The sequence below is a fragment of the Rhizobium brockwellii genome, from assembly GCF_000769405.2.
Classification (GTDB): Bacteria; Pseudomonadota; Alphaproteobacteria; order Rhizobiales; family Rhizobiaceae; genus Rhizobium; species Rhizobium brockwellii.
The window spans coordinates 3,975,420-4,000,526 of record NZ_CP053439.1 but is presented as its reverse complement, the minus strand read 5'-3'; the positions used below and the strand labels follow the sequence as shown (position 1 = coordinate 4,000,526).

Below are 25,107 nucleotides of genomic sequence, written 5' to 3'. Positions count from 1 at the left end.
CTTGTTCAGTCGAGCCAGGCCGGAACGGAGTCGAGGCTGATCAGTTCGGCATAGGTTCTGCGCGGGCGAATCGTATGAAAATCGCTGCCCCTGACCAGAACTTCGGGCACCAGCAGGCGGCTGTTATAGGTGCCGGCCTGGACCGCGCCGTAGGCGCCGGCGGTGCTGACGGCCATCAGGTCGCCGGGCTTCGGCATCGCCATCTCGCGGTCGAGCGCCAGATAGTCGCCGGTCTCGCAGACGGGGCCGACGACATCGGCGCGGATGCGGGGAGCGTTAGCCGCCGAAATCGTTACCGGCCGAATCTCGTGATAGGCCTCGTAGAGCGTCGGGCGAATGAGATCGTTCATCGCGCCGTCGACGATGACGAAGGTCTTTTCGCCGCCATCTTTCACATAGAGGACCTCGGTCACGAGGATGCCGGCATTGCCGACGATCAGGCGGCCGGGCTCGGTGATGATCTTGCAGTTTAAGCCGCGCAGCTGGTTCTTGACGATTGCGGCATAGGCATCCGGCAGCGGCGGCGGATTGTTGTCGTCCTTGTAGGGGATGCCGAGGCCGCCGCCGATATCGACGTGGTGGATGGTGTGTCCGTCGGCGCGGAGCGTCGCGACAAGGTCGTGCAGCAGTCTGAAGGCGTCGTCGAAGGGCTGCAATTCGGTGATCTGGCTGCCGATATGCATGTCGATGCCGGTGACCTCGATGCCCGGCAGCCTGGCGGCATGGGCATAGATGGCGCGGGCGCGCTCCCAGGAGATGCCGAACTTGTTTTCCTTCTTGCCGGTCGAGATCTTGGAATGCGTCTTTGCATCGACATCAGGGTTGATGCGGAAGGAGACTGGCGCTTTCTTGCCCGCGCTGACGGCGCGCTGATTGAGGATCTCGAGTTCAGGCTCGGATTCGACGTTGAAACAGTAAATGCCGGCTTCGAGGGCGAAATCCATCTCGGACGGCGTCTTGCCGACACCTGAGAACATGATGCGGTTTGCCGGAATATCGGCGGCAAGCGCGCGGCGCAGCTCTCCCTCCGAGACGACGTCGATGCCGGCGCCGAGGCGGCCCAGCGTCTTCAGCACCGCCTGGTTCGAATTCGCCTTCATCGCATAGCAGACCATAGAGTCCATGTCGGCGAAGGCTTCCGAAAAGACGCGGTAATGGCGCTCCAGCGTCGCGGTGGAGTAGACGTAGAAAGGGGTGCCGACCGCCTTGGCGATCTCGGGAACGGGGACGTTCTCCGCATGAAGGACGCCGTCGCGGTACTCGAAATGGTTCACGGGCTTATGCCTTAAAGAAGGGGATCGAGAAGGAAGGGCTTGTCGACGGTTCCCGGCCGTTTCGTCGGCTTGGACACGTCGCCTTCCTTGGTTGCCGCAGCGCTCGGCGGATCGAGGTCGCCCTTGCGCCCGCATCCGGCAACGGCAAGGCCGATGACGGCGAGAACCGCCGTCAGGCGGACGAGGTGCGGCAAGCTCTTCATGGATATCCTCTTTTGCGGCATGTGACGGCATCATTCATATCGGATGATGGAGATCTTCATAGCGAAGTTTATCTGCCTTGTGCACCCTGATTGTTGGCGGTCTTTGCGCGCCCCGCAGGAAGGGCGCGGCGGCTTTTCGCCACGCCTGGTATCTCTTAGTTGCGGGCGCGCCAGAAGGCGATCTGCCTGCGCACTTCGGACGGCGCGGTGCCGCCGAAGCTCTTGCGGCTGGCGACCGAGGCCTCGACGGTCAGCACGCCGTAGACCTTGTCGGTGATGTCGGGATGGATCGCCTGCAGATCGGGGAGCGGCAGCTCGGCAAGGTCGCAGCCCTTGCTTTCGGCGAGCGCTACGGCGCGGCCGGTGACGTGATGGGCGTCGCGGAAGGGGAGGCCCGCTTCGCGCACCAGCCAGTCGGCAAGATCGGTCGCCGTCGAATAGCCGGAGCCGGCCGCCGCCTTCATGCGCGCGGTGTTAACGGTCATGTCGCGCACCATGCCGGTCATGGCGGCGATTGCCAGTTCCAGGCTCTCGGCAGCGTCGAAGACCTGTTCCTTGTCTTCCTGCATGTCTTTGGAATAAGCGAGCGGCAGGCCCTTCATGATCGTCAGCAACGCCACCAGCGAGCCGTTGATGCGGCCGGTCTTGGCGCGCACCAGTTCGGCGGCATCCGGGTTCTTCTTCTGCGGCATGATCGAGGAGCCGGTCGAGAAAGCGTCGGACAGGCGCACAAAACCGAATTGCGGGGTCGACCAGATGACGATCTCTTCTGCCAGACGCGACAGGTGCATGCCCGCAATCGCCGCGATCGACAGGAATTCGATGGCGAAATCGCGGTCGGAGACCGTATCGATGGAGTTGCGGGTCGGCTCGCGGAAACCGAGCGCCTTGGCCGTCATGTGGCGGTCGATCGGATAGCCGGTGCCGGCAAGTGCGGCGGCACCGATCGGGCTTTCATCCAGATGCTCGATGGCGTGGCGCACGCGCGAGCGATCGCGGCCGAACATTTCAACATAGGCCATGCAGTGATGGCCGAAGGTAACGGGCTGGGCGGTCTGCAGATGGGTGAAGCCCGGCATGACGCTTTCGGCATGTTCTTCGGCGCGGTCGAGGAAAGCCGCGATCAGGTTGGTCAGCATCTGCTCGGTCTTCTGCAGCTCTTCCTTCACCCAGAGACGGAAGTCGAGCGCCACCTGATCATTGCGCGAGCGGGCGGTGTGCAACCGGCCGGCGGCCGGCCCGATCAGCGTCGCCAGGCGTGCTTCGACATTCATATGGATGTCTTCGAGCTGGCGCGAAAATTCGAAATTGCCGCTTTCGATTTCTGACAGGATCGTGTTTAGCCCGTGAACGATCTTGTCCTTATCGTCAGTGGAAATGATCCCCTGATGGGCGAGCATCGTCGCATGGGCAATCGAACCGCGGATATCCTGCGCGAATAGCTTCTTGTCGAAACCGATCGAGGCATTTATCTCCTCCATGATCGCGTCTGGGCCGGAGGCGAAGCGACCGCCCCACATCTGGTTGGAGGATTTGGTGTCCGTGGTGTCGTCGGCCATGAAGGTGTCCGCCTTGAGGATGCATGTCCAGGAGAATGAAATGACGACAAGAAAACCCCTCGGGCTGCCATCCCTGAAATGGATCGCGATGGCCGCCATTGCGGGTGTCGTTGCCGGTGCGGCAGCGGTATACGTGAAGGAGACGGGGATTGGCAATGGCGGCGGCGAAACGGCGTCAGCCGAATGCAAGCTTGCGAGGGATCGCGTCGCCAGCGTCACACCGCTGATGAAGGGACAGGTGGCCGCCATGGTCGCCGCCTATGAGCCTCGGAAACTGACTGCGGTCTCCTTCAACGGGCCGGACGGCAAGCCGCTGACGCTCGATCATTTCGCCGGCAAGACCGTGCTTCTCAATCTCTGGGCGACATGGTGCGTTCCCTGCCGCGAGGAGATGCCGGCGCTGAACGCGCTCGAGAAGGAGATGGGCAGCGACAGGTTCCAGGTGGTGCCGGTCAATATCGATAGCGGCGACGACGAGAAGCCGAAGACGTTCCTCACCGAGATCGGCGTCGATGCGCTGCAGCTCTATCGCGACAATACGATTTCGGTGTTCAACAATCTGAAGAAGGAGGGCCTCGCCATGGGGCTGCCGGTGACGCTGCTGATCGATGACAAGGGATGCCTGATTTCGGCGATGAACGGGCCGGCTGCCTGGGACAGCGAGGATGCCAAGGCTTTGATCAAGGGCGCGATCGGGTCGTAGGGCCGCGAACGGCCAACCCTCCTGCATGAAAATAGTGCTTCGAGCAGCAGGTGTTTACCGCGTCGGGACCGGCACTTCACCGCGATAGTCATAGAAGCCGCGGCCGGACTTGCGTCCGAGCCAGCCGGCTTCGACATATTTTACCAGCAGCGGGCAGGGACGATATTTCGAATCCGCCAGGCCGTCATGCAGCACCTGCATGATCGAGAGGCAGGTGTCGAGGCCGATGAAATCGGCAAGCTGCAGCGGTCCCATCGGATGGTTGGCGCCGAGCTTCATCGCTGTATCGATGGCGTCGACCGTGCCGACGCCTTCATAGAGCGTGTAGATCGCTTCGTTGATCATCGGCAGCAGGATGCGGTTGACGATGAAGGCCGGGAAATCCTCGGCGACGGTGATGGTCTTTTCCAGCGTGCCGACGAATTCCTTGGCGGCGGAAAAGGTCTTCTCGTCGGTCGCGATGCCGCGCACCAGTTCGACCAGCTTCATCACCGGCACCGGGTTCATGAAATGTATGCCCATGAAGCGCTCGGGGCGGTCGGTGGCGGCAGCAAGCCGGGTGATGGACAGGGAAGAGGTGTTGGTGGCAAGCAGTGCTTCCGGCTTCAGGACCGGACAGACCTGCGTATAGATCTTGCGCTTGACCGTTTCATCCTCGGTGGCGGCCTCGATGACGAGATCGGAGGGGGCGAGATCATTGACATCGGACGAGCCTGTGATGAGCGACAAGGTCGACTTGCGCTCCTCTTCGGTCATCTTGCCGTTCGTCACCAGGCGGGCCAGGTTGCCGTTGATGGTGGCAAGGCCGGATTCGATGCGGTCCTGCGAGAGATCGTAGATGTGAACCCTGTAACCTGCGGCGGCCGAAACATGCGCGATGCCGCAGCCCATCTGACCGGCACCGATAATACCAATATTCTTCAACACCGCATTCATCTCCAAACCCCCGCACGGCATGCGCCCCCGCGCCGCCGCATTTTTCTAGCAATACTGCCGGACGAAGGATCGCCCGGCAGCAGTAGTAGCCCGATAAAATATAATTTTCCAGTCATTCGCAAGTGCGAAAGAAAAGCATTTGGCGCGGTCAGAGCGCCTTTTGCAATTCCGGCAGGGCGTCGAAGAGATCGGCGACCAATCCGTAGTCGGCGACCTGGAAGATCGGCGCCTCCTCGTCCTTGTTGATGGCGACGATCACCTTCGAATCCTTCATGCCGGCCAGATGCTGGATGGCGCCTGAAATGCCGCAGGCGATATAGAGCTGCGGCGCGACCACCTTGCCGGTCTGGCCGACCTGCCAGTCGTTCGGCGCATAACCGGCATCGACGGCGGCTCTGGATGCACCGACGGCAGCGCCGAGCTTGTCGGCCAGCGGCAGGATGACCTCCTTGAACTTCTCCGCCGAGCCGAGCGCACGGCCACCGGAAATGATGATTTTGGCAGAGGTCAGTTCCGGGCGATCGGAGGCCGACAGCGCGTCCCTGACGAAGGTCGACAGTCCCGGATCGGAAACCGCCGGGATCCCTTCGACGGTGGCCGAACCACCCTCCGGCGCAGAGGCGAAGGATGCGGTGCGCACGGTGATGACCTTCTTGGCATCGCTCGCCTGTACCGTCTGGATGGCATTGCCGGCATAGATCGGCCGCTTGAAGGTATCGGACGAGATCACCTCGATGATCTCCGAGACCTGGGCAACGTCGAGAAGAGCAGCGACGCGCGGCAGAACATTCTTGCCGACCGAGGTGGCAGCCGAGATGATCGTGTCGTAGCTTCCCGCCAGCGAGACGATCAGGTCGGCCAGCGGTTCGGCCAGATTGTTGGCCAGTTCGTCGCTTTCGGCCAGCAGCACCTTGGATACGCCGGCAAGCTTGGCGGCGGCATCGGCAGCAGCCTTGGCAGCCTTGCCGGCGACGAGGATGTGAATATCGCTTGCTTGGTCCTTGGCAATCTTTGCGGCAGCCGTCAGCGTCTTGGCGGTCTGATCGGACAGGCTTGCATTGTCGTGGTCAGCCAGAAGAAGAATGGCCATGATGATATCTCCCTAGTTCTGGCTTAAAGCACGCCGGCTTCGTTCTTGAGCTTGTCGATGAGTTCGGCGACCGACTTGACCTTGACGCCGGCCTTGCGGCCGGACGGCTCCTCGGTCTTCAACACCTTGAGACGTGGCGTGGTGGAGACACCGAAGTCGCTTGGCGTCTTCTTGTCGAGCGGCTTCTTCTTCGCCTTCATGATATTCGGCAGCGAGGCATAGCGCGGTTCGTTCAAGCGCAGATCGGTGGTGACGACCGCCGGCAGCTTGATCTCGATCGTCTGCAGGCCGCCATCGACTTCGCGGGTCACCTGAGCCTTGCCGTCACCGATCTCGATTTTCGAGGCGAAGGTTGCCTGGGCGGTTCCGAGCAATGCCGCCAGCATCTGGCCGGTCTGGTTCGAATCGTCATCGATCGCCTGCTTGCCAACGATGATCAGACCGGGCTGTTCGGCATCGGCCACAGCCTTCAAGATCTTGGCGACAGTGAGCGGCTCGATCTGATCGTCGGTCTCGACCAGGATCGCCCGGTCGGCGCCCATCGCAAGTGCGGTCCGCAGCGTCTCCTCAGCCTTGGCAGGACCGATCGAGACGACGACCACTTCCTCGCACTTGCCGGCTTCCTTCAGCCGCAGCGCCTCTTCCACCGAGATCTCGTCGAACGGGTTCATCGACATCTTCACATTGGCAAGCTCGACACCCGTGCCATCCGGCTTCACCCGGATCTTCACGTTGTAGTCGACAACCCGTTTGACTGGGACGAGTATCTTCATGGGGTCCTTCCTTCAGGAGAAACTGGCTTCAGAGACTTTTTTTGAAAATGCGCGCTTGGGCGCCGCTCCGATTGTCGAATGGCGACATGGATACGCGTTTTTCCTCCAAATTCAACGCTTGCATGACGCCGGCAGGCAATTTGCCTCGGCAATATATGAACGTTTACGTTCACGTCAATATTGTCGTCAGCGGCGGCCCCAGGGAAATCGCTGCGCCGTCCGTCCGTCCGTGCCGGCTGCGATGGCCGGGCCGGCGCCTGGGTCGTTTCTGACGGCGCGGGGCGTGACGATCTGCCGGTCGAAGAGCGGCACGCCAGGCCGGCGCAACACCAGGATCAGGAAAGCCCCGGCCAGGATGCCGCCGACATGCGCGCCCCAGGAAACGTCGCCGTCAGGTGCGATCGCCAGCATGAAAAACTGCTGCCCGATCCACAGAAGCAGCGGCACGAAGGCCGGCAGGGGCAACGGCACACGGAAAAACACCAGCACCCAGACCCTGACGCGCGGATGCAGCATGACATAGGCGGCAACGACGCCGGAGACCGCCCCCGATGCGCCGACCAACGGCGCTTCCGAGGTCATGGTCAGCAGGCCGTGGCAGAGCGCGCCGGCGGCCGCGCAAACGAGATAGAAAATCAGGAAGCGCAGATGTCCCATCGCATCCTCGACATTATCGCCGAAGACCCAGAGGAAGATCATGTTGCCGGCCAGATGCCAGAAGCCGGTGTGGACGAAGGCATAGGTAAGGTAGGTCAGCGGTTCCGGCACGATTTCGAGCCCCTGAGCCAGCATCGCATGGCCGAAGGCGATTGCCGGGATATAGCCGAGCCCGACAGTCGTCGCCTGGGCTGCCTGTTCGCTCTCCAGGCTGGTCAAAAGCCAGACCGCGATATTCAGCGCGATCAGTGCGAGCGTCACCCACTGAACTTTGATATGTTTCAGCGTATTGGCATCGTGAAGTGGTATGAACATAAAGGCCCCCCGGCGATCGTGATCGAGGCAAGCCTATCTGTTTTTTCCGGGAACCCAAAGCACATCCGCACGGCCCTGGTCGTTTGCATGACGTGCGGCGACGAAGAGGAAATCGGAGAGGCGGTTGACATATTTCATCGCCGGCTCACCGACGATTTCGCCGTCGGTGCGAGCAAGCTCGACCATCAAACGTTCGGCGCGCCGCGCAATCGTGCGGGCAATATGCAGATGTGCCGCGGCCGGACTGCCACCTGGCAGGATGAAGGATTTCAGCGGCTCCAAATCGGCGTTCAACTGGTCGATATCGTGCTCGACGCGGTCGACCTGCGTCTCGGCGATCCGCAGCGGCTCGTAGGCCGGCGGCTCACCGGTGTCGGGGGTGGCGAGATCGGCGCCGAGATCGAAGAGATCGTTCTGGATCGACATCAGCATGGCGTCGAGTTCAGGCAAGCCGGCCGTGTGCAGCCGCGCCATGCCGATCGCGGAATTGGCCTCGTCAATGGTGCCGTAAGCCTCGACGCGCAGATCGTCTTTGAGCCGGCGCGGACCGGACACCAGCCCGGTCGTACCGTCATCGCCTGTTTTCGTGTAGATCTTGTTGAGCTTGACCATGGTTTCCCCCTTGAATCCCGGTCAGGTCGGGCGGCCGCCGCCGGTCAGCCACAGCGTCACCATGATCAGGACGACGGCGATCGCCTGCAACAGCACACGAAGCTGCATCAGCTTGTTGGAACGGTTGGGATCGCCGCCCTTCATCATGTTGAAGAGGCCGCGGATCAGGACGAGGGCGACGAGGCCCATAACGATGATCGCGAGAATATAGGTGACTGTGGACATGGCGTTCAGCTTTCTCAGTCAGTCCGTCCAGCGCATCAGGCGGTAGAAGAGGTCTGCCGGAAGCAGCCGCTTCAGGAACATGCCCTGCTTAGCCGGAGTCGTTACGGGATAATGTGGCCTCGGATTTTTCGAGTTCAATGCGTGTTTCAACACGGAATAGACCGCTTCCGGGCCAAGTTTATGGCGGTTGACCGGCCCCGATCCGTCGAGTCTCGCCAGTTGCCTGATGTAATCGACCGCGTACGGCGAATTCTCGAGGTCGATATGTTCCTTGATCTTTGCGAGCGCATTGGCAGTGAAGCGCGTGGCGATCGGTCCCGGCTCGATCAGGCTGACATGGATGCCACTGCCCTGCAGCTCCATGCGCAGGGTGATGCTGAGGCCTTCGAGCGCGAATTTGGACGCGGTGTAGGCGCCGCGGTAGCGATAGGGGACGACGCCAAGGATCGACGAGCATTGCACGATCCGGCCTTGGCCACGTTTGCGCATCGGCGGAATGACCTGCCGCGTCAGTTCATGCCAGCCGAAGAAATTCGCCTCGAACTGCGCGCGCAGCGTTGCCGTCGACAGATCCTCGATGGCGCCCGGCTGGCCGTAGGCGCCGTTATTGAAGAGTGCGTCGATGCGACCGCCGCTGCGTTCCAGAACCGCGCTGACCAGGTCGGAAATGGTCTCGGTCCTGGCATAGTCCATCAGAAAGGCTTCGATGCCGTCCGCTTCCAACCCCTTGAGATCGTCCGGCTTGCGCACCGTTGCGAAGACACGCCAGCCATCGGCTTTCAGCGCCCGCGCGCAATGAGCGCCGATACCGGACGAACATCCGGTCACGACGATGGTGCGCTCTCCCGCCATGGAATGATTCCTGTACAAAATGGGACTCGTTTCCCATATTCGGCCAGAGGATACAATCTGGAAAGCCGGAGACGGAATGCCGAAGGTGCTACGCACGATCTACGACGTGGTCTATGACGCGATCTGTCACATGGTCGAGGACGACGGCTTCGCCATGGCAAGCCATGTGGCGCTGTCGAGCCTGCTTGCGGTTTTCCCCTTCCTGATCTTCGGCACGGCGCTTGCAAGCTTCCTCGGCGCCGATCAATTTTCCTCGACCGCCATCCACCTGATCTTCGACACCTGGCCCGAGGCGATCGCCAAACCGCTCGCCGACCAGGTGCTGCAGGTGCTGACCATTCCGCGCGGCGGGCTGCTGACGATCTCGGTGCTGGCGGCCGCCTATTTCGCCTCGAACGGTGTCGAGGCGCTGCGCATTTCGCTCAATCGCGCCTATCGGGTGCAGGAAACGCGGCCCTGGTATTTCACCCGTCTCGCCAGCCTGGGCTACGTGCTAATCGCGGTCATCATCTTCACAGCGATCAGCATTCTGCTGGTCGCCCTACCGCTGGCGCTCGATTATTCGAGGAAATGGTTTCCGCTGTTTGCCGATACGCTCGACATCGTCTTCAGCTGGCGCATTTACGGCACGCTGGTGGTTCTGACCGTTGGACTGCTGGTCATGCATCTCTGGCTGCCGGCCGGTAAGCGGCGGGTCTTCGACGTCATTCCCGGGGTGCTGCTGACGCTGCTTCTCTGGCTCGCCGGCGCGCTGATCTTTGCCTATTATCTGGCGACCTTCGCCAATTATACGGCAACCTATGCTGGTCTCGCCTCCGTCATGATCGTGTTGATCTTCCTCTACATGGTCGGCGTCATCTTCATTATCGGCGCGGAACTCAACGCGGCGCTGATCAAGTTCCGCGTCTTCCGGATGTTCTCCCGCACGCTTTCGATCGTTGGCAGAGAGCGTGTCGAAAGGCAATCAGAGCCCGACAAGGCGGCGAATATCCGCCCCTGACATGCCCCGGGCACGCAATTCGCCAAGCCCGCTGTCGCCTTGGCTTTTCGAAAGCTTGCGGCCGTCGGCGTCGAGAATGAGACGATGATGGTGATAGGCCGGCTGCGGCAGGCCGAGCAGCACCTGCAACAGCCGGTGCACCGATGTCGCGTGGAAGAGGTCGAGCCCACGCACGACATGGGTGACGCCCTGCAGCGCATCGTCGATGACCACGGACAGATGATAGCTCGATGGCGCATCAGAGCGCGACAGGATGACATCGCCCCAGACGTCGGGCTCGGCGGCGATCTCACCTGTCCTGCCGTCGCCGGTTTCCGTCCAGAACAGCAGTTCGCCGGTCAGGTCGAGCGCTTTACGCATATCGAGGCGCCAGGCATGTTTCTTTCCTGAGGTCAGCATGTCCCGCCATTCGTCTGTCGGACGCTCGCGATCATTTGCGGGATAATGCGGAGTGCCGTCGGGATCGCGCGGCCAGGGTTCACCCGCCGCCTCGTAGGCGACGACGCGCGCCTTTACCTCGCCGCGCGTCAGAAAGGCCGGATAGACCAGTCCGCGCTCGATCAGCGCATGCAACGCCGCCTGATATTCGGGAAAATGTTCCGACTGGCGCCGCACCGGGCTTTCCCAGCTGATACCGAGCCATTCGAGGTCCCTGAGAATGCCGGCCTCGAACTCGGGCGTGCAGCGCGTCTGGTCGATATCCTCGATGCGCAGCAGCAGGCGGCCTTGTTCGGCCTCCGCCATGTCGCGGTTCAAGAGGGCCGAGAGGGCATGTCCGAGATGCAGCGGTCCGTTGGGGCTCGGCGCAAAACGAAAGACGGGTTTTTGACGCTCACTCGTGGTCATGCTTTCTTCTGCCATGGATTCGGCTTTTGAACCACTGCGAGGCAAAGTGCAGATCATCCGCAACGACGACGATGTCAGGCATGGGCTCGAAGCGCTGCTTCGCCTCGATCCGCGCCTTGCGCCTGTAGTCACTGAGGCCGGGCCCATTCCGCTGCGGTTGCGCGAGCCCGGCTTTGCCGGTCTTGCCCATATCATCGTCTCGCAGATGGTGTCGCGCGCCAGCGCCGAGGCGATCTGGCGGCGCATGCTGCCGGTGGACGGTTCGCTGACGGCCGAAGGTTACGCACTGCTTCACACCGAGGCCTGGCGCGAATTTGGCCTGTCGCGCGCCAAGGCCGAGACGCTGTCGCGGATCGCCGACGCGGTCGCCTCCGGCCGCCTCGATCTCTCCGGGCTCTGCCTTAAGCCGCCGGGCGAGGCGCTTGGCGAATTGACCGCACTGAAGGGCGTCGGGCCGTGGACGGCAGAGGTCTATCTGATGTTTTGCGGCGGCCATGCCGATGTTTTCCCGGCCGGCGATGTCGCGCTGCAGAATGCCGTGGGGGCGGCATTCGGTCTTGCAGCACGGCCGCAGGCGAAGGCGCTTGCTGAGCTTTCGGAAGTCTGGTCGCCGTGGCGCTCGGTGGCGGCACGGCTTTTCTGGGCCTACTACGCCACGAAGATGCGCCGTGACATGGTGCCGATCGGCTGATCGGCAACACTCTTCAAATTGCCTTTATCCTCTGAATTTATTGGACTTCACAATCCTGTAACAACCGGCCTAATATACAGGTGCAGATGCCGAATCGATCAGGAGAGTCCCTTGACGATTGCAGTCTCCCCACAGGCCCTGCCGGCGCTCGTCCTGAACGCTGACTACCGGCCGCTGAGTTATTACCCCTTGTCGTTGTGGTCCTGGCAGGACGCGATCAAGGCGGTATTTCTCGACCGTGTGAACATCATTGCAGAATATGAACATTCGGTTTCTTCGCCGAGCTTTTCGATGCGTCTTCCGAGTGTCGTGTGCCTGAAGACTTACGTTCAGCCGTCCCGTAATCCCGCTTTCACCCGGTTCAACGTCTTCCTGCGCGACCGGTTCGAATGCCAGTATTGCGGCGCCCATGACGACCTGACCTTCGACCACGTCACCCCGCGTGCCCATGGCGGCGAGACCACCTGGGAAAATGTCGTGGCAGCCTGCTCGCCCTGCAATCTGCGCAAGGGCAGCAAGCTTCCGAAGCAGGCAGGCATGTTCCCGGCGCAGAAGCCCTACCAGCCGACGGTGCAGGATCTGCACAATAACGGCCGGCTGTTCCCGCCGAACTATCTGCATGAAAGCTGGCTCGACTATCTCTACTGGGATACCGAACTGCAGCCCTGATCGAACGACCTGCAACGCCGCGCGTCTTTCAAGAGGCGCAAGGACGCTGCAGCACTTCGAATGCTGCATAATTTTATCAGGCGGCCTTGCGAACGCCGACAAAGGCAAAGGCTGCGAGCAGGATTCCGGCAATCACGTTCCAGCCCGCAAAAGACAGGCCGAGCACGCGCAGCGCCGCATCGGTGCAGGACGGCCCCTTGATTGTGTTGAGCTCACCGAGCAGATCGCCGGCATTGGTCGTCATGCTGCTTGCCGTCGTCGAGCAGGTGGCCGGGCCGGGCCAGAAGTGCCATTCGACACCGGCGTGATAAACACCCATGCCTGCCGTCACCAGCATCAGCATGCCGGCCGCGAGAATGAGCGCCCGGGTGATCCAGTTCGGCAGGCCGACGAGTTCGGAGATGGCGGCCAAGATCGCGATCGGGATGGCGTAATAATAGGGCTGGCGCTGCAACAGGCAGAGCGCGCAGGGGATATAACCGCCGATATACTGGAAGCCGAGCGCGGTGCCGACCGCCGCCGCCATGCCGATGGCGAGCAACAGGGAATAGATAAAGCCGGGGCGGGCGAGCGGCGAGGAAGTGGCAGTCATGGCGGAACTCCGCGACGTTGGTAGAGCATGAGATGCGAATTCAGATTTTAGGCCTATTCGGCCAAAAATCATTCTCGCCTAGTGAGCGAGATAGCGGTAGGCGAGGTATAACACGATCACGGCGGCGGCGCCGATGCCGACGATCTGGCCGAGCCGCTTCTCGATGAAATCACGGATCGGCTCGCCATAGCGGCGCAGCAGCCAGGCGAGGAAGAGGAAACGCGCGCCGCGCGCGACGATCGCCGAGACGATGAAAAGCCCCAGATTGACGTGGATGACGCCGGACAGGATGGTGACGATCTTGATCGGCGGCAGATGCGCAAGACCCGAGGTGACGAGCAGCAGCAGGATCGTCTCGTAGGTGACATAGGCCTTCATCTGCTCGAAGGCTTCGAGCTTGCCGTAGAATTCCAGGATCGGCCGCGCCACCGTCTCATAGGCGTAATAACCGAGCGCCCAGCCGGCGATGCCGCCGAGTACGGAGGCGACAGTCGCAATCAACGCATAGCGATAGGAGCGTTCCGGCTTGGCAAGCGCCATCGGCAGAAAGAGCACATCGGCGGGGACGAGAAAGACGGAGCTTTCGACGAAGGCGATGACGGCGAGCCAGACTTCGGCCGATTTGCGCGAGGCCAAAGACATGGTCCAGTCGTAAAGTCTGCGGAGCATTCCGTTTCCTTCCTGTTGCGGTGCAAAAAGCTTTAGGGGCCGTGCGCGGCGCTGTAAATGCTCGCCCGTGTCCTTCCTGCCACCGCCGTCGAAAAATTTTCGTGATGCGGGGTGTCGGCACCTCTCCCAAGATTTCACGGGATTGCGAATCGGCCATTCTGCGGCAAGCTAGTTTGGGGTCGACGTGCAGGGTGGCATGAGAATGTTCAAAGTGATCGAAGGCGGCCGTGGGCAGGCCGCGCAAATGGATGACTGGTCCGAAGAGCGGCGCGTACCAAGCAAAGACGACGTGCGCCGGGAGGCTGCGCGACGGATCAGCGAGAGCGGTTATCATCTGTCCCGCATCCGGGAATTCGCGACGGGCGTGCCGATGCTGGCGTCACTTAAACACCTGTCGCTGCAGATCGATTTCGCCGCCGAGACATTGTCGCGGCTCGACCCGATCCCGGAGGATTTCCGCTCCGATGGCTATTGGCCGGCGGGCTGAAGCCATCACGCTAGCGCGGTTCAGCTTTTCACGGAAACGCAGAATCGCTCTAACTTTTTGTTTTACGCGATTGCCGCTGACATGCGGTGATGGTTGCGTCAGGACAGGTCCATCGACTTTTCCCATTGCTGCCGCAGGACGTTCATTTCCGTCCGCTTCTGGGCCATTTCGCTAACGGCGGCGCGCAGATGCGGATGGTGCGACATGAACATGTTGAAGTCGCGCCGTTCGAGCACCTCGAACTGGCAGAAATCGACGGCGATGACGTCGGCCGTGCGCCGTGCGCCGGTCAATAGCGCCATTTCGCCGAAAAAAGCGCCGGGCTCCAGGCGGATTGCGCCACTGGCGAGCCGCACTTCCACCGCGCCCGAGGAGATGAAATACATGCTGTCGCCGCGGTCGCCGCGGCGGATGACGCGTTCGCCAGGCGGCGCGGATTTCGCCTTGAAGAGCAGCAGCAGTTCCTCCTGTGCGTCCTCGTCGACCTCCGAGAACAGCGGGAACGTCTCGATCAGCTGCTGCATCTTCAGTTGGTGCTGGCGCTCGCGCTCTTCGCCGAGCGCCCTGATCTTTTCGAGCTCCTTGCCGAGCGCCTTCTGCCTGCTCCTGCCGTAGCTTTCCCAGAGGGAGGGCCATTTCGAATGGATATATTTCTTCAGGCCGTCGGTCGCGAAGATCACGATCGGGTTAAGCGTGATCGACAGGATCGCGGCAGCCAGGATCAGATCCTGGCCCTCATGCGGCAGGAGCCCGAGTGAGACGCCGAGGCCGGCAAGTATGAAGGAAAACTCGCCGATCTGGGCGAGGCCGCCGGCCAATGTCAGTCCCATGCTGATCGGGTATCTGAGCAGGATGACGATGAGGAAGGTGATGATGCCCTTGCCGAGGATGACGAGCGCCAGCGCACCGATGACGGCCAGCGGCTGGCGCACCAGGATGGAGGGATCGAAGAGCATGCCGACGGAGACGAAGAACAGCACGGAGAAGGCATTCTGCAACGGCAGCGAGTCGGCGGCCGCCCTGTGGCTGAGCTGGGATTCGCTCATGACGACGCCGGCGAAAAATGCGCCGAGTGCAAAGGAGACGCCGAAGATCGCCGCCGAGCCGAAGGCAATGCCGAGTGCGATCGCCAGCACCGTCAGCGTAAAGAGTTCGCGCGAGCCGGTGCGAGCGATCATCGTCAGCAGCCAGGGCACGATGCGAGGGCCGAGGAAAATCGCCATGGCGGCGAAGGCCACAACCTTCAGCAGCGTCAGGCCGATCGTCAGCGCCAACGGCAGGTCACCGAGGCCGTGATTGGTCGTAGTGCTGGCATTACCACCCAGAAGCTCTGCCAGCGCCGGCAGCAGCACCAGCGCCAGCACCATCACCAGATCCTCAACGATCAGCCAGCCGACCGCGACGCGTCCGCTGGCCGCGTTGACGAGATTGCGCTCCTCCAGCGCCTTCAAGAGAACGACGGTGCTCGCCACCGACAGGCTGAGCCCGAGGACGATGCCAGCGCCGAGGCTCCAGCCCCAGAGTTTGCAAAGACCGATGCCCAACAGAGTGGCGAGGATAATACGCCCGATCGCGCCAGGCACGGCGATGCCGCGCACGGCGAGCAGGTCGGAGGCGGAAAAATGCAGGCCGACGCCGAACATCAAAAGGATCACGCCCATCTCGGCGAGCTGGCCGGCAAGAGCGGTATCGGCGACGAAGCCCGGCGTGAACGGCCCCATCAGGATGCCCGCCATCAAATAACCGACGAGCGGCGGCAGCCGAAGCCGGTCGGCCCCATAGCCCAGGATCGCTGCAAAAACGAAACTGACGGCGACCGTCGCGATAAGTCCTACTTCCTGATGCACGTCCGCCCTCTCTTGTGATAGCGGCGGTCACTTTGGACGAAGCGCAAGCAAAATTAAACAGTTGATTTGGGAATGGGCTGCTGTTCAGGCTTTCGTTCTCAGTCTTGGCTGGTGTGGCGCAGACGTCGTCCGCGGTACGGTCGGGCCGTCACCGATGTTGGAACCACTTGCGTCGTGCCTCGTTGCTCTTTCATCAAGAAAGGAGAAACGACATGCGGAAGATGATCTTGAACTGTACTGTGGCGGCCCTTGCCGCCTGCTCGTTTGCAGCGCCTGTTCTTGCCGACAGCGTGTATGTCAGGGAGCGTTCCTATGATGACGGCTATCGTCATGAACGGGTACGACCCGGCATCACCATCAGCGAGCGTGGCGTCACTTTCGGTGCCGTGCGCGAACGCGAGCATCGCCGCTATCGCGATAATGGCTGCGAAACCAGGAGCGTCATCCGACAGACCGACGAAGGCGAGGTCACCAAGACGGTCCGGCGCTGCAATTAACGAAAAAATGTGCGATAAGGACGAAGCCCGGTTCCGACGAGCCGGGTTTTCGCCTTTTGTGGCAAGAATATCTCAATGCAGTGGTGAAAGTCGTCTGTCGGTGTTATGAGCACGCCTTTGGTAACAGCGCGTTCCCAGCGCAAACACCGCCCGCACAGGATCTTTTAGTATGATTGAGCTTACGCCGTCCCAGATCGCCGCACTTAAACTCGCCAGGGATGGAGACCTTTATCCTCAGCCAGCCAATAAATGGACGCATGAGAACGCGACAGTGACTTATGCAAAAACTGACCGGTGGAAAGAGCGGCCTCAGAAAATAAAGTCGGTCACTGCCAAGACGCTGGGCGAGTTGAAGGAGCCGGGCTTTCTGGAGAGGCGGCACTTGGATGACGACGCATCAAAAGATGTCTACGGCATCACGATGGCCGGCAAGATGTGGCTGCTGAAGAATAAGTAAGCTTCGCTTAGATGCGAAATTCGTTCCTGAGGGCCATCGGCTCTTTGAGGCCCAATGCAATTGAGATGGTGGTGCAGCTAACCGGAGCATTATAGAACCGGTCCGCCTTCGTTCCTGACGGAACTACGGCGCGACAGCCTCCGCTTAGCTGCTCTCTTCGGCTTGCCAAGCCGAAGCTCACAGAGCGTAGGCTGGTGCCCCATGCCGGAGTCGAACCAGCACTTCTTTCGAAACTCGATTTTGAGTCGAGCGCGTCTACCAATTCCGCCAATGGGGCAACGGATGCGAACGGGCGGCTGTCTAACATGCGAGCGCCCGGACGCGCAAGACGGGCAAGCGAAGTTATCGGATTGATCCGGTAGAGAGATCCGGCCTCGCTTAGAGGCCGGATCTAGTCTGATATCAATGGGCGGCGGCCGATGCCGGGTTGCTCAGGCCGGACTTCTTCAGCGTAATCGCCAGGATCGAGGCCAGCAGGCAGAAGGCGCCGGCGACGAAGAAGGCGGGCAGGTAGCTCGAAAGCTCGGTGCGCGAGAGGCCGGCGCCATAGGCGGCGGTGGCGGCTCCCAGTTGATGTCCGGCAAAGACCCAGCCGAAGACGAGGCCGGTCTTTTCGCGGCCGAAGCGGTCGGCGGCGATCTTGACGGTCGGCGGCACGGTGGCAATCCAGTCGAGGCCGTAGAAGACGGCGAAGATGGAGAGGCCGTAAAAGCTGAAATCGCTGAAGGGCAGGTAGAGCAGCGAGAGGCCGCGCAGGCCGTAATACCAGAACAGCAGCCAACGATTGTCGAAGCGATCGGACAGCCAGCCGGAACCGATGGTGCCGAAGAAATCGAAGATGCCCATGACGGCCAGCACACTGGCGGCAGCCACCGGCACGATACCGAAATCGCCGCAGAGAGTGACGAAATGGGTCTGGATCAGGCCGTTGGTGCTGAGACCGCAGATGAAGAAGGTGGCAAAGAGGATCCAGAAGGTCGAGGTCTTCGAGATTTCCTTGAGGACAGTGATCGGCGTCATTAGCGCGGCGCCAAGCGAGGTGCTTGCCGGCGGCGGCGTTACCTGCGTCTCACCGAAGGCGGGCAGGTTGAGGTCGGCGGGGCGGTCGCGCATGAAGGCAAGCACGGCAAGGGCTGCGACCATGATCATGGCGCAGACGAAAAACACCGTCGAGCGCCAGCCGTAACGTTCCGTCAGCTCCGCCATCAACGGTAGAAAGACGAGCTGGCCGGTGGCTGAACTTGCCGAGAGCATGCCGACGACGAGACCGCGATGCTTGGTAAACCAGCGGCTGGAAATCGTCGCGGCGAGCACCATGGCCGTCAATCCGGTACCGAAACCGACGACGATGCCCCAAAGCAACAGCAGCTGCCACAGCGTCGTCATGAACAGCGAACCAACGAAGCCGGCGCCGATCAGCGCTAAGGCGAAGACGATGACCTTGCGCACGCCGAAATAATTCATGAAGGCGGCGGCGAAGGGACCCATGAAGCCAAAAAGGATCAGGCGGATCGCAAGGGCCGAGGAAATCTGCGAGGTCTCCCACCCGAACTCATCCTGCAGCGGCTTGATGAGAACGCCGGGTGCGCCCATGGCGCCGGCGGTGACCAGCATGGTGAGGAAGGTCGCGGCGACGACGACCCAGCCGTAATGGATGTTGCGCCGGGCAAGGGTGGAGGCGAGGGCTGTGGAAACCATGGGCAAGATTCCGTTTGAATTCAGGTCCGAGAAGATAGCGGATCGATTTACATGATGGCCATCATATTTCTTGCGTATTGATGATGGACGTCATATATTTTGTCAAGCGACTATTTCTGGAGATGACAAATGCGGGTCAGCCGCGAGAAATTTGCCGAAAACCGCGAAAGAATCCTGAGCGTTGCCGGCGTGCTTTTCCGCGAAAACGGTTTCGACGGGGTAGGCGTCGCCGACATCATGAAGGCGGCGGGGCTGACGCATGGCGGCTTTTACGGTCATTTCGGTTCGAAGGACGACCTGGCGCTTGAGGTCAGCCGCAAGCTGATCGATAGGGTGGAAGAGCGCTGGAAGGAGCATATTGCCGAATCGCCGGACCGGCCGCTGGCAGCCCTTCTCGACCATTATATCCACTGGCGCACAGTTGACGATCCGGGCGGCAGCTGCGTCTTCGCAACGCTGATCCAGGAAGTCAGCCGCAGCCGCGGCGCGGTCCGTGCGGTCTTCAGCGATGGGCTGTCCGTGCTGGTCGATACGCTCGCCGGCATCGTTCCCGGGGAAACGGAAGAGGAGCGCCGTGCCAATGCGACGACGACACTCTCATCGATGATGGGCGCCGTCATTCTTGCTCGTGCTGTCGAGGACAGAGCGCTTGCCGAGCAGTTTCTGGTGACGATGCGCCGGCAGCTCGATCCTGAAAGCCCGAAATAATCTCAGTCGCGAATGGCCATGGTTTCGATCTCCCTCTCCAGGTGGAGAGGGATCTGCCTTGAATGTGCCTGAGGACCGAAAAGCCAGCGGCTACTTGAAGCCGGCGATGGCGTGCGGGATGTAGGGTGCTTCCAGTGCCGCGATCTCCTCACCGGTAAGCTTGACTGAGAGCGAGGCAACGGCGTCTTTGAGGTGGTTCGGTTTGGACGCGCCGATAATCGGGGCGGTCACTGCACTCTTCTGCAGGATCCAGGCGGTTGCGACCTGGGCGCGGGAGACGTTGCGGGCATTGGCGATTTCGGCCACTGCCCCGACGATCTTGCGGTCGGCATCGATGGACTGCGTGTAGAGCGTCTTGCCGAATTCGTCGGTCTCGCTGCGCGCCGTCGTCTCGTCCCAGTCACGAGTCAGGCGGCCACGGGCAAGCGGGCTCCAGGGGATGACGGCGATCTTCTGATCCTCGCAGAGCGGCAGCATTTCGCGCTCTTCCTCACGGTAGAGCAGGTTCAGGTGGTCCTGCATGCTGACGAATTCGGTCCAGCCGTTCAGCCTGGAGACGTAAAGCGCCTTGGCGAATTGCCAGGCATACATGGAGGAGGCGCCGATATAACGGGCCTTGCCCGATTTGACGACGTCGTGCAGCGCTTCCAGCGTTTCTTCGATCGGCGTCGTGTAGTCGAAGCGGTGGATCTGGTAGAGATCCACGTAGTCGGTGCCGAGGCGACGCAGGCTGTTGTCGATCTCGTCGAAGATCGCCTTGCGCGACAGGCCGGCGCCGTTCGGGCCTGGCCGCATGCGGTTGAACACCTTGGTCGCCAGCACGATGTCCTCGCGTTTGGCGAAGTCCTTTATGGCACGGCCGACGATTTCCTCTGATGAACCGTTGGAATAGGTGTTGGCGGTGTCGAGGAAATTGATGCCGAGGTCGATCGCCTGCTTGATCATCGTCCGGCTTTCTTCTTCCCGCAGGCTCCAGGCATGATTGCCGCGGCCGGGATCGCCGAAGGTCATGCAGCCCAAGCAGATCTTCGACACTTCGAGACCGGTCTTCCCAAATTTTGTGTATTCCATGAAACGACTCCGTGATGAATTTGATAATCCCCAGGCTGCCTCCCATGATTTAGCGCGAGATGGTCAAAGTCGCAGGGTGGCAAATGAAGAATCTATGCTGCATGCGCACAATGATCCGTGATCGAGACTTCTGAAGCCGCGCTCATCGCCGTCGATTCAGGCTGCAGCTTGCACATCCGCGCCGCAAGATGTTAGCTGATGCAGCATTTTTATCGGAATCCGACCATGCAGCTGCCGTCCCACCACGATCGCTATGACGATCTCTATTGCAATTTCTCCTGGCAGATCCCGGAGGATTTCAATATCGGCCGCGCCGTCAGCGACGAGTGGGCCGCGAGGGATCCCGAGCGCGTGTGCCTTGAGCATTTCAGCCCCGACGGCGATCACCGTGCAATGACATATCGCGCGCTCGCCGACCGTTCCTCGGCTTTTGCAAATGCGCTCGTTTCACTTGATATCAAACGCGGCGATCGCGTCGCGTTGCTCTTGCCGCAATCTTTCGAAACGGTGATCGCACATGTGGCGATCTACAAGACCGGCGCGATCGCGCTGCCACTGGCGCTGCTCTTCGGCGTCGAGGCGCTGGAATACCGGCTGAAGGCGGCAGGTGCCGCGGCCGTCGTCACCAATGGTTTCGGTCTCGAACGCATCCGGCAGATCCGCGGACGCCTGCCGGCGCTGAAACATATCGTCAGCATCGACGGGGCGAGTGGCGATGCGACTGCTTTCGCCGAACTGGTGGATGGCTATCCCCCTGTCTTCGACATCGCCAAAACCGGTCCTGATGATCCGGCGCTGATGATCTTCACTTCGGGAACGACGGGGCCCCCCAAAGGCGCGTTGCATGGCCACCGCGTCCTGCCCGGCCATATTCCGGGCATGCAGTTCGCCCATGAGGGGTTTCCGCGGCCGGGCGACAAGGTCTGGACGCCGTCCGACTGGGCCTGGGCCGGCGGCCTGCTCAATGCGCTGCTGCCGAGCCTTCTGCTCGGCGTTCCCGTCGTCTCGTCGCCGGCGCAGAAATTCGATGCCGACATGGCCTATCGCATCATGGCGGAGATGAAAGTGCGCAATGCCTTCATTCCGCCGACGGCGTTGAGGTTGATGCGGTCCGTTTCCGATCCGCGCTCGACATATGATGTGGTGCTGCGCACCATCGGCTCGGCCGGAGAGGCGCTCGGCCGCGAGACCTATGAATGGGCGCGGGGCACGCTCGGCATCACCGTCAATGAATTCTACGGCCAGACGGAGTGCAATTTCGTGCTCGCATCCAGCGCTGCCTATGGCGTCAGCAGGGCCGGCGCCATCGGGCGGGCGGTGCCCGGGCATCGCGTCGCGATCGTCAGCGAGACGGGCGACGAGTTGCAGGTCGGCGAACCGGGCCAGATCGCCATCGCCAGTCCCGATCCTGTCATGTTCCTCGGCTACTGGGACGACATGGCAGCGACGGAACGAAAATTCGTCAAAGGCTGGCTGCTCACCGGCGATATCGGCCGGCAGGACGCTGAGGGCTATGTGACCTTCGAAGGCCGCGACGACGACGTCATCACCTCGTCGGGATATCGCATCGGCCCGGCCGAGATCGAGGACTGCCTGCTCGGCCATCCCGCCGTGCAGCTTGCCGCCGCCGTCGGCAAACCCGATGCCGTGCGCACCGAGATCGTCAAGGCCTATATCGTGCTTTCACCAGGCCATCATCCAAGCGAGGCGCTGGCTGCCGACATCAAGGAATGGGTGAAGACGCGGCTTTCGATGCACGAATATCCGCGCGAAGTGGAATTCATCGATGCATTGCCGCTGACCACCACCGGCAAGGTGATCCGCCGGCTGCTGCGGGAGAGGGCTGCGGGCGAGCAATAGAACCGCTACGCATTTTGCTGGAGTGCTTAGCCCCGGCCGGCAAGCGACATGATCTTTTCGCGCAGCATCTTCGCCATGTTGCGGGTGCTCCGGTACATGTGCAGCTGGGCAGTGACCTGGCGCATATCGCGGTCGCCGTTCTGCGTCAGGCCGATTACCAGCGTTCCCATCTCCTCGCGCTCCTGCCAGAAGCGGCTCATGATCGGATGATCCGAGACGGCGCAGGAATCGGAGCGGACGATGTTGGCGTCGTCGAGATGCCATTCGGTGAGTTCGCTCATCAGCAGCTTGCCCGGCGAATAGCGGGCATAGTTTTCGTCGTAGGCGGTCTTCCACGTATAGGCCTCGCCGCCCATCATCAGCACGACGATGGCGGCGATCGCCTTGCCGTTGAGATCGATCGTGTGAATACGCACGGCATCGACGGCGGCAAGGTTGGATACCGCCTCGCGGGCGAAGGCCGTGTGATAACGATCGGTGACGAGAGCGCTTCGCCGCTTGCCCTTCCAGCCACCAGCTTCCATCGCCAGGAATTCCTCGAAGCGGATATGAATTTCGCGCGGTTGGCGGGCGACGGTATAGACCGCTGTTCCCTGTTCCTCCAGCAGCCGCCACTGGCGGCGCATCTCGCGCATATGCGAGGAGGCGATGGTTTTGCTGAGATAGGCCGGTGCCTCTTCCTCGCTCTGCAGCATCGGGCGCAGGTAGGGATTGGTGACGGTGACGGGAAGATTGCGGCTGAGCGCCACGGCCTTGACCATGCGTACGAAGATACCGTTCAGCCTGAGATCCGGCAGAACCAGTATGCCGGGCAGATTGAGATCACGGGCGGTCAGTCCCTCGAAGAGATTGTCGAGGGTCTCGGCGGCATCCTCGCCATCGACGAGCGGCGTGCCGAGCGGACCGAAACTGTTCGACCAGCCGCGGATGATCGACGGGCCGACGGCAAAACCCGGCTTGTCGACCGAAAACGGCAAAAGGAAGCGCATGCGGCTGCGGCCGGCACTGTGGTCGCGGATCAGGGCGAAGTTCACCTGCCGGTCTTCGAGCCGCGGCATGGCGGGGGCGAGGAAGCGGCCGGAGAAAAAGACGTTCGGTTCCATCGCCCGGTTGGAAAGGAAATCGAGCTCATCCTGAAGCTCATAGCCGAGCTTACCCGGATAGAGGCAGAGCTCGCGCCCCGGCCGGCCGATCTCGGCGCGAGCCTCGGCTTGCGGCGCTTCGAAATGCAGTGCTGCGAGATCATGTACCATGCGGTTCGCAGCGCTGTCGGTGCTTTCGGTAACGGGGGGGATACGCACCATCTATCGAACTCTCATTTCTGGCGTTGCGGCGGAGGGGCTGGCGAAGGCGAAAAGGACGATGCCGAGCGTGCGGCGCACGGCGACATGCAAGAGGATCGCCTCGACGGCCATGGCGGAGGCCGTGGCGATCGCCGTGCCTTCGATGCCGTAATGCGGGATCAAAGCGAGGTTGAGGCCGACATTGGCCGTCAGTGCGCCGGCATAGAGCACGACGCAGAGGTTCTGTTTGCCTGCCATCATCAGCAGCGTTTCGGCCGGGCCGACCAGCGATTTGGCGAGGATGCCGGCGAGCAGGATCGCCATGACCAGATAGCCTGATGTAAAAGCGCCGCCGAAGAGCGACAGCAGCAGATGGCCGGCCGCAAGCACGACAAGGCCGACCCCGAGCGCTGGCCAGAAGGTCCAGCGCGCGGCGTCGATGGCAGCGGCTGCCAGCTCTCCGTGGTTGCCTTCGGCGATGATCGAGGAAAAGCGCGGGCCGGAGGCCGCCTTGACCGAGAAATTGATGAAATGCACCAGCGCCATCGTCTTGGCGGCGGCGAAGTAGATGGCGACATCGTGCGGCTCGAGGAAGATGCCGACGACGACGACGTCGGAATTGGTGAGCAGGAAGCTCACGCCCTCGATCAGGAAAATCGGAAAGGCGACGCTGAACCAGGCGAGGAAATCGACCTTGCGCGGGCCGTTGTCATAATGCCGGCGAAGGCGATAGAGCGTTGCGGCATATTGGCCGAGAGCAGTAACGTAGGTCGCAACGAGTGCTGCCTGCATCGCGGTGACGGCCGTGTGATCGGCGCCGATGGCAATCGCAATCAGCATGAAGAGGATGATGAGGATGGGGCGGACGATATAGACGGGGCTCAGTGCCATCACCGGCCAATGGTTTGCCCGCGACGTCCCTTCCAGAATGTCGCCGAGCGCGATCATCGGCATGGCAAGCAGACCGATGAAGATCGGGACGAGATAATAGACCTGGATCATATCGCCGAAGAAATGCAGCCCGAGCATGCCGGCAGCGAGCACCGCCGTGCCTGATAGCAGCGCAAAGATGCGCGCCGTGCCGGTCAGGCCGCGGATTTCTTCGAAAGCGCCCGCTGCCCTGTATTGCGGCAGGAAGCGGACGATTGCGGTGTGGAAACCGAGGCATGAGAGATCGCCGAAGACGACGACAAGCACCCAGACGAAAACGAAGATGCCGTATTCATATTCGCCCATCAGCCGGGCGAGCACGATCTGCGAGACGAAGGCGAGTGCGGCGCTGAGGATGCGGATCGAAAAGGCCGTCAGCGCCATGCGCTGGGCGGCCGCCCTCTCACCGCGTTCGGTGAGCACGGCCGCAAGCAAACGCAGCGTGCGGCCGCCGATCGGGCGCAGGCCCGCGGGCAGCATCTTCTCCGCTGTTTCTATGACCGCCATGATGAACACGCAAAACTCTGAGGTCAGGCAAATCGCACCTGAAGTCTTGCCAGAACAGGGTTAAGAAACGGTTCCGGATCGGGCGTGCCGTCCGAT

27 protein-coding genes and 1 tRNA gene are annotated in these 25,107 nt (G+C 61.5%); 9 read left to right on the top strand and 19 right to left on the bottom strand.

Annotated elements, in window-relative coordinates; all coding sequences use genetic code 11:
* Nucleotides 1-5 precede the first annotated feature (5 nt).
* From lysA to argH, 3 genes are all read right to left on the bottom strand, one after another.
* Nucleotides 6-1,274, bottom strand: a complete 1,269-nt coding sequence (lysA, locus tag RLCC275e_RS19640) for a diaminopimelate decarboxylase (protein WP_033179334.1) — start codon at nucleotides 1,272-1,274, stop codon at nucleotides 6-8.
* An 11-nt stretch (nucleotides 1,275-1,285) separates the two neighbouring features.
* Complete coding sequence (lptM, locus tag RLCC275e_RS19635) at nucleotides 1,286-1,498, bottom strand: LPS translocon maturation chaperone LptM (RefSeq protein WP_017995323.1); 213 nt, start codon at nucleotides 1,496-1,498, stop codon at nucleotides 1,286-1,288.
* A 134-nt stretch (nucleotides 1,499-1,632) separates the two neighbouring features.
* Nucleotides 1,633-3,036 carry an argininosuccinate lyase gene (gene argH, locus RLCC275e_RS19630; protein ID WP_033179333.1) on the bottom strand — a complete coding sequence of 468 codons (1,404 nt, stop codon included), beginning with the start codon at nucleotides 3,034-3,036 and terminating at the stop codon, nucleotides 1,633-1,635.
* A 40-nt stretch (nucleotides 3,037-3,076) separates the two neighbouring features.
* Here argH and tlpA point away from each other — a divergent pair, with 40 nt between their 5' ends.
* Complete coding sequence (tlpA, locus tag RLCC275e_RS19625) at nucleotides 3,077-3,739, top strand: thiol:disulfide interchange protein TlpA (RefSeq protein WP_033179413.1); 663 nt, start codon at nucleotides 3,077-3,079, stop codon at nucleotides 3,737-3,739.
* A 54-nt stretch (nucleotides 3,740-3,793) separates the two neighbouring features.
* Here tlpA and RLCC275e_RS19620 read toward each other — a convergent pair whose 3' ends face one another.
* From RLCC275e_RS19620 to RLCC275e_RS19590, 7 genes are all read right to left on the bottom strand, one after another.
* Complete coding sequence (locus RLCC275e_RS19620) at nucleotides 3,794-4,675, bottom strand: 3-hydroxybutyryl-CoA dehydrogenase (RefSeq protein WP_003543296.1); 882 nt, start codon at nucleotides 4,673-4,675, stop codon at nucleotides 3,794-3,796.
* Between the two features lie 148 nt (nucleotides 4,676-4,823).
* Nucleotides 4,824-5,765 carry an electron transfer flavoprotein subunit alpha/FixB family protein gene (locus RLCC275e_RS19615; RefSeq protein WP_130707873.1) on the bottom strand — a complete coding sequence of 314 codons (942 nt, stop codon included), beginning with the start codon at nucleotides 5,763-5,765 and terminating at the stop codon, nucleotides 4,824-4,826.
* 23 nt (nucleotides 5,766-5,788) lie between these two features.
* Nucleotides 5,789-6,538, bottom strand: coding sequence for an electron transfer flavoprotein subunit beta/FixA family protein (locus RLCC275e_RS19610; RefSeq protein ID WP_033182076.1), 750 nt, complete (start codon nucleotides 6,536-6,538; stop codon nucleotides 5,789-5,791).
* A gap of 186 nt (nucleotides 6,539-6,724) precedes the next feature.
* Entirely contained in the window at nucleotides 6,725-7,510 is a 786-nt protein-coding gene (locus RLCC275e_RS19605) for a rhomboid family intramembrane serine protease (protein ID WP_033182077.1), read from the bottom strand.
* Between the two features lie 33 nt (nucleotides 7,511-7,543).
* On the bottom strand, nucleotides 7,544-8,122 hold the full coding sequence (locus RLCC275e_RS19600) for a cob(I)yrinic acid a,c-diamide adenosyltransferase (RefSeq protein ID WP_033182078.1): 579 nt from the start codon (nucleotides 8,120-8,122) through the stop codon (nucleotides 7,544-7,546).
* A gap of 21 nt (nucleotides 8,123-8,143) precedes the next feature.
* Nucleotides 8,144-8,347 (bottom strand): twin transmembrane helix small protein, encoded by a 204-nt coding sequence (locus tag RLCC275e_RS19595; RefSeq protein WP_033182079.1) that lies wholly within the window; start codon nucleotides 8,345-8,347, stop codon nucleotides 8,144-8,146.
* A gap of 18 nt (nucleotides 8,348-8,365) precedes the next feature.
* Nucleotides 8,366-9,199: an SDR family oxidoreductase gene (locus RLCC275e_RS19590; protein ID WP_033182080.1), complete on the bottom strand. Its 834-nt coding sequence runs from the start codon at nucleotides 9,197-9,199 to the stop codon at nucleotides 8,366-8,368.
* A 76-nt stretch (nucleotides 9,200-9,275) separates the two neighbouring features.
* Here RLCC275e_RS19590 and RLCC275e_RS19585 point away from each other — a divergent pair, with 76 nt between their 5' ends.
* A complete protein-coding gene (locus tag RLCC275e_RS19585) occupies nucleotides 9,276-10,199 on the top strand; it encodes a YihY/virulence factor BrkB family protein (RefSeq protein WP_033182081.1) in 924 nt (307 codons plus the stop codon).
* Here RLCC275e_RS19585 and gluQRS read toward each other — a convergent pair.
* Nucleotides 10,164-11,045 (bottom strand): tRNA glutamyl-Q(34) synthetase GluQRS, encoded by an 882-nt coding sequence (gene gluQRS, locus RLCC275e_RS19580; RefSeq protein ID WP_033182082.1) that lies wholly within the window; start codon nucleotides 11,043-11,045, stop codon nucleotides 10,164-10,166. The two genes, RLCC275e_RS19585 and gluQRS, sit on opposite strands and share 36 nt — an antisense overlap.
* Between gluQRS and RLCC275e_RS19575 the strand changes: the two genes are divergently transcribed.
* Nucleotides 11,044-11,736: a DNA-3-methyladenine glycosylase family protein gene (locus RLCC275e_RS19575; protein ID WP_033182083.1), complete on the top strand. Its 693-nt coding sequence runs from the start codon at nucleotides 11,044-11,046 to the stop codon at nucleotides 11,734-11,736. The two genes, gluQRS and RLCC275e_RS19575, sit on opposite strands and share 2 nt — an antisense overlap.
* A gap of 111 nt (nucleotides 11,737-11,847) precedes the next feature.
* Nucleotides 11,848-12,405 carry an HNH endonuclease gene (locus tag RLCC275e_RS19570; RefSeq protein ID WP_011653702.1) on the top strand — a complete coding sequence of 186 codons (558 nt, stop codon included), beginning with the start codon at nucleotides 11,848-11,850 and terminating at the stop codon, nucleotides 12,403-12,405.
* A 76-nt stretch (nucleotides 12,406-12,481) separates the two neighbouring features.
* On the opposite strand, the gene RLCC275e_RS19565 is transcribed toward RLCC275e_RS19570, so the two are convergent.
* Nucleotides 12,482-12,997 carry a disulfide bond formation protein B gene (locus RLCC275e_RS19565; RefSeq protein WP_033182084.1) on the bottom strand — a complete coding sequence of 172 codons (516 nt, stop codon included), beginning with the start codon at nucleotides 12,995-12,997 and terminating at the stop codon, nucleotides 12,482-12,484.
* Between the two features lie 78 nt (nucleotides 12,998-13,075).
* Nucleotides 13,076-13,666: a YqaA family protein gene (locus tag RLCC275e_RS19560; protein ID WP_033182085.1), complete on the bottom strand. Its 591-nt coding sequence runs from the start codon at nucleotides 13,664-13,666 to the stop codon at nucleotides 13,076-13,078.
* 196 nt (nucleotides 13,667-13,862) lie between these two features.
* Here RLCC275e_RS19560 and RLCC275e_RS19555 point away from each other — a divergent pair, with 196 nt between their 5' ends.
* Nucleotides 13,863-14,153: a hypothetical protein gene (locus RLCC275e_RS19555; protein ID WP_033182086.1), complete on the top strand. Its 291-nt coding sequence runs from the start codon at nucleotides 13,863-13,865 to the stop codon at nucleotides 14,151-14,153.
* A 98-nt stretch (nucleotides 14,154-14,251) separates the two neighbouring features.
* Here the strand turns inward: RLCC275e_RS19555 and RLCC275e_RS19550 are convergent, their stop codons facing one another.
* A complete protein-coding gene (locus RLCC275e_RS19550; protein ID WP_012759156.1) occupies nucleotides 14,252-16,000 on the bottom strand; it encodes a cation:proton antiporter domain-containing protein in 1,749 nt (582 codons plus the stop codon).
* Nucleotides 16,001-16,212: 212 nt separating this feature from the next.
* Between RLCC275e_RS19550 and RLCC275e_RS19545 the strand changes: the two genes are divergently transcribed.
* Nucleotides 16,213-16,497, top strand: coding sequence for a hypothetical protein (locus RLCC275e_RS19545; RefSeq protein ID WP_033182087.1), 285 nt, complete (start codon nucleotides 16,213-16,215; stop codon nucleotides 16,495-16,497).
* Nucleotides 16,498-16,666: 169 nt separating this feature from the next.
* On the top strand, nucleotides 16,667-16,954 hold the full coding sequence (locus RLCC275e_RS19540; protein WP_003543268.1) for a hypothetical protein: 288 nt from the start codon (nucleotides 16,667-16,669) through the stop codon (nucleotides 16,952-16,954).
* A gap of 192 nt (nucleotides 16,955-17,146) precedes the next feature.
* On the opposite strand, the gene RLCC275e_RS19535 is transcribed toward RLCC275e_RS19540, so the two are convergent.
* A tRNA-Leu gene (locus tag RLCC275e_RS19535) sits at nucleotides 17,147-17,231 on the bottom strand.
* Between the two features lie 125 nt (nucleotides 17,232-17,356).
* Entirely contained in the window at nucleotides 17,357-18,652 is a 1,296-nt protein-coding gene (locus RLCC275e_RS19530) for an MFS transporter (protein WP_033182088.1), read from the bottom strand.
* 129 nt (nucleotides 18,653-18,781) lie between these two features.
* Here RLCC275e_RS19530 and RLCC275e_RS19525 point away from each other — a divergent pair, with 129 nt between their 5' ends.
* Nucleotides 18,782-19,360, top strand: coding sequence for a TetR/AcrR family transcriptional regulator (locus RLCC275e_RS19525; RefSeq protein WP_033182089.1), 579 nt, complete (start codon nucleotides 18,782-18,784; stop codon nucleotides 19,358-19,360).
* A gap of 90 nt (nucleotides 19,361-19,450) precedes the next feature.
* Here the strand turns inward: RLCC275e_RS19525 and RLCC275e_RS19520 are convergent, their stop codons facing one another.
* On the bottom strand, nucleotides 19,451-20,431 hold the full coding sequence (locus RLCC275e_RS19520) for an aldo/keto reductase (protein ID WP_033182090.1): 981 nt from the start codon (nucleotides 20,429-20,431) through the stop codon (nucleotides 19,451-19,453).
* A gap of 225 nt (nucleotides 20,432-20,656) precedes the next feature.
* Between RLCC275e_RS19520 and RLCC275e_RS19515 the strand changes: the two genes are divergently transcribed.
* Nucleotides 20,657-22,291: an AMP-binding protein gene (locus RLCC275e_RS19515; RefSeq protein ID WP_033182136.1), complete on the top strand. Its 1,635-nt coding sequence runs from the start codon at nucleotides 20,657-20,659 to the stop codon at nucleotides 22,289-22,291.
* A 26-nt stretch (nucleotides 22,292-22,317) separates the two neighbouring features.
* Here the strand turns inward: RLCC275e_RS19515 and RLCC275e_RS19510 are convergent, their stop codons facing one another.
* Nucleotides 22,318-23,595 (bottom strand): GNAT family N-acetyltransferase, encoded by a 1,278-nt coding sequence (locus RLCC275e_RS19510; RefSeq protein WP_130669661.1) that lies wholly within the window; start codon nucleotides 23,593-23,595, stop codon nucleotides 22,318-22,320.
* Complete coding sequence (locus tag RLCC275e_RS19505; RefSeq protein WP_033182137.1) at nucleotides 23,596-25,011, bottom strand: lipopolysaccharide biosynthesis protein; 1,416 nt, start codon at nucleotides 25,009-25,011, stop codon at nucleotides 23,596-23,598.
* Between the last annotated feature and the right edge of the window lie 96 nt (nucleotides 25,012-25,107).

Coding starts and splice junctions, on each gene's coding strand:
- RLCC275e_RS19585 (WP_033182081.1), top strand. CDS start 9,276: ATGCCGAAGGTGCTACGCACGATCTACGACGTGGTCTATGACGCGATC.
- RLCC275e_RS19600 (WP_033182078.1), bottom strand. CDS start 8,122: ATGGTCAAGCTCAACAAGATCTACACGAAAACAGGCGATGACGGTACG.
- RLCC275e_RS19530 (WP_033182088.1), bottom strand. CDS start 18,652: ATGGTTTCCACAGCCCTCGCCTCCACCCTTGCCCGGCGCAACATCCAT.
- RLCC275e_RS19620 (WP_003543296.1), bottom strand. CDS start 4,675: ATGAATGCGGTGTTGAAGAATATTGGTATTATCGGTGCCGGTCAGATG.
- RLCC275e_RS19505 (WP_033182137.1), bottom strand. CDS start 25,011: ATGGCGGTCATAGAAACAGCGGAGAAGATGCTGCCCGCGGGCCTGCGC.
- RLCC275e_RS19510 (WP_130669661.1), bottom strand. CDS start 23,595: ATGGTGCGTATCCCCCCCGTTACCGAAAGCACCGACAGCGCTGCGAAC.
- RLCC275e_RS19520 (WP_033182090.1), bottom strand. CDS start 20,431: ATGGAATACACAAAATTTGGGAAGACCGGTCTCGAAGTGTCGAAGATC.
- gluQRS (WP_033182082.1), bottom strand. CDS start 11,045: ATGACCACGAGTGAGCGTCAAAAACCCGTCTTTCGTTTTGCGCCGAGC.
- RLCC275e_RS19590 (WP_033182080.1), bottom strand. CDS start 9,199: ATGGCGGGAGAGCGCACCATCGTCGTGACCGGATGTTCGTCCGGTATC.
- argH (WP_033179333.1), bottom strand. CDS start 3,036: ATGGCCGACGACACCACGGACACCAAATCCTCCAACCAGATGTGGGGC.
- RLCC275e_RS19540 (WP_003543268.1), top strand. CDS start 16,667: ATGATTGAGCTTACGCCGTCCCAGATCGCCGCACTTAAACTCGCCAGG.
- RLCC275e_RS19545 (WP_033182087.1), top strand. CDS start 16,213: ATGCGGAAGATGATCTTGAACTGTACTGTGGCGGCCCTTGCCGCCTGC.
- RLCC275e_RS19515 (WP_033182136.1), top strand. CDS start 20,657: ATGCAGCTGCCGTCCCACCACGATCGCTATGACGATCTCTATTGCAAT.
- RLCC275e_RS19525 (WP_033182089.1), top strand. CDS start 18,782: ATGCGGGTCAGCCGCGAGAAATTTGCCGAAAACCGCGAAAGAATCCTG.
- tlpA (WP_033179413.1), top strand. CDS start 3,077: ATGACGACAAGAAAACCCCTCGGGCTGCCATCCCTGAAATGGATCGCG.
- RLCC275e_RS19560 (WP_033182085.1), bottom strand. CDS start 13,666: ATGCTCCGCAGACTTTACGACTGGACCATGTCTTTGGCCTCGCGCAAA.
- RLCC275e_RS19575 (WP_033182083.1), top strand. CDS start 11,044: ATGCTTTCTTCTGCCATGGATTCGGCTTTTGAACCACTGCGAGGCAAA.
- RLCC275e_RS19555 (WP_033182086.1), top strand. CDS start 13,863: ATGAGAATGTTCAAAGTGATCGAAGGCGGCCGTGGGCAGGCCGCGCAA.
- RLCC275e_RS19565 (WP_033182084.1), bottom strand. CDS start 12,997: ATGACTGCCACTTCCTCGCCGCTCGCCCGCCCCGGCTTTATCTATTCC.
- RLCC275e_RS19615 (WP_130707873.1), bottom strand. CDS start 5,765: ATGGCCATTCTTCTTCTGGCTGACCACGACAATGCAAGCCTGTCCGAT.
- RLCC275e_RS19595 (WP_033182079.1), bottom strand. CDS start 8,347: ATGTCCACAGTCACCTATATTCTCGCGATCATCGTTATGGGCCTCGTC.
- RLCC275e_RS19605 (WP_033182077.1), bottom strand. CDS start 7,510: ATGTTCATACCACTTCACGATGCCAATACGCTGAAACATATCAAAGTT.
- RLCC275e_RS19610 (WP_033182076.1), bottom strand. CDS start 6,538: ATGAAGATACTCGTCCCAGTCAAACGGGTTGTCGACTACAACGTGAAG.
- lptM (WP_017995323.1), bottom strand. CDS start 1,498: ATGCCGCAAAAGAGGATATCCATGAAGAGCTTGCCGCACCTCGTCCGC.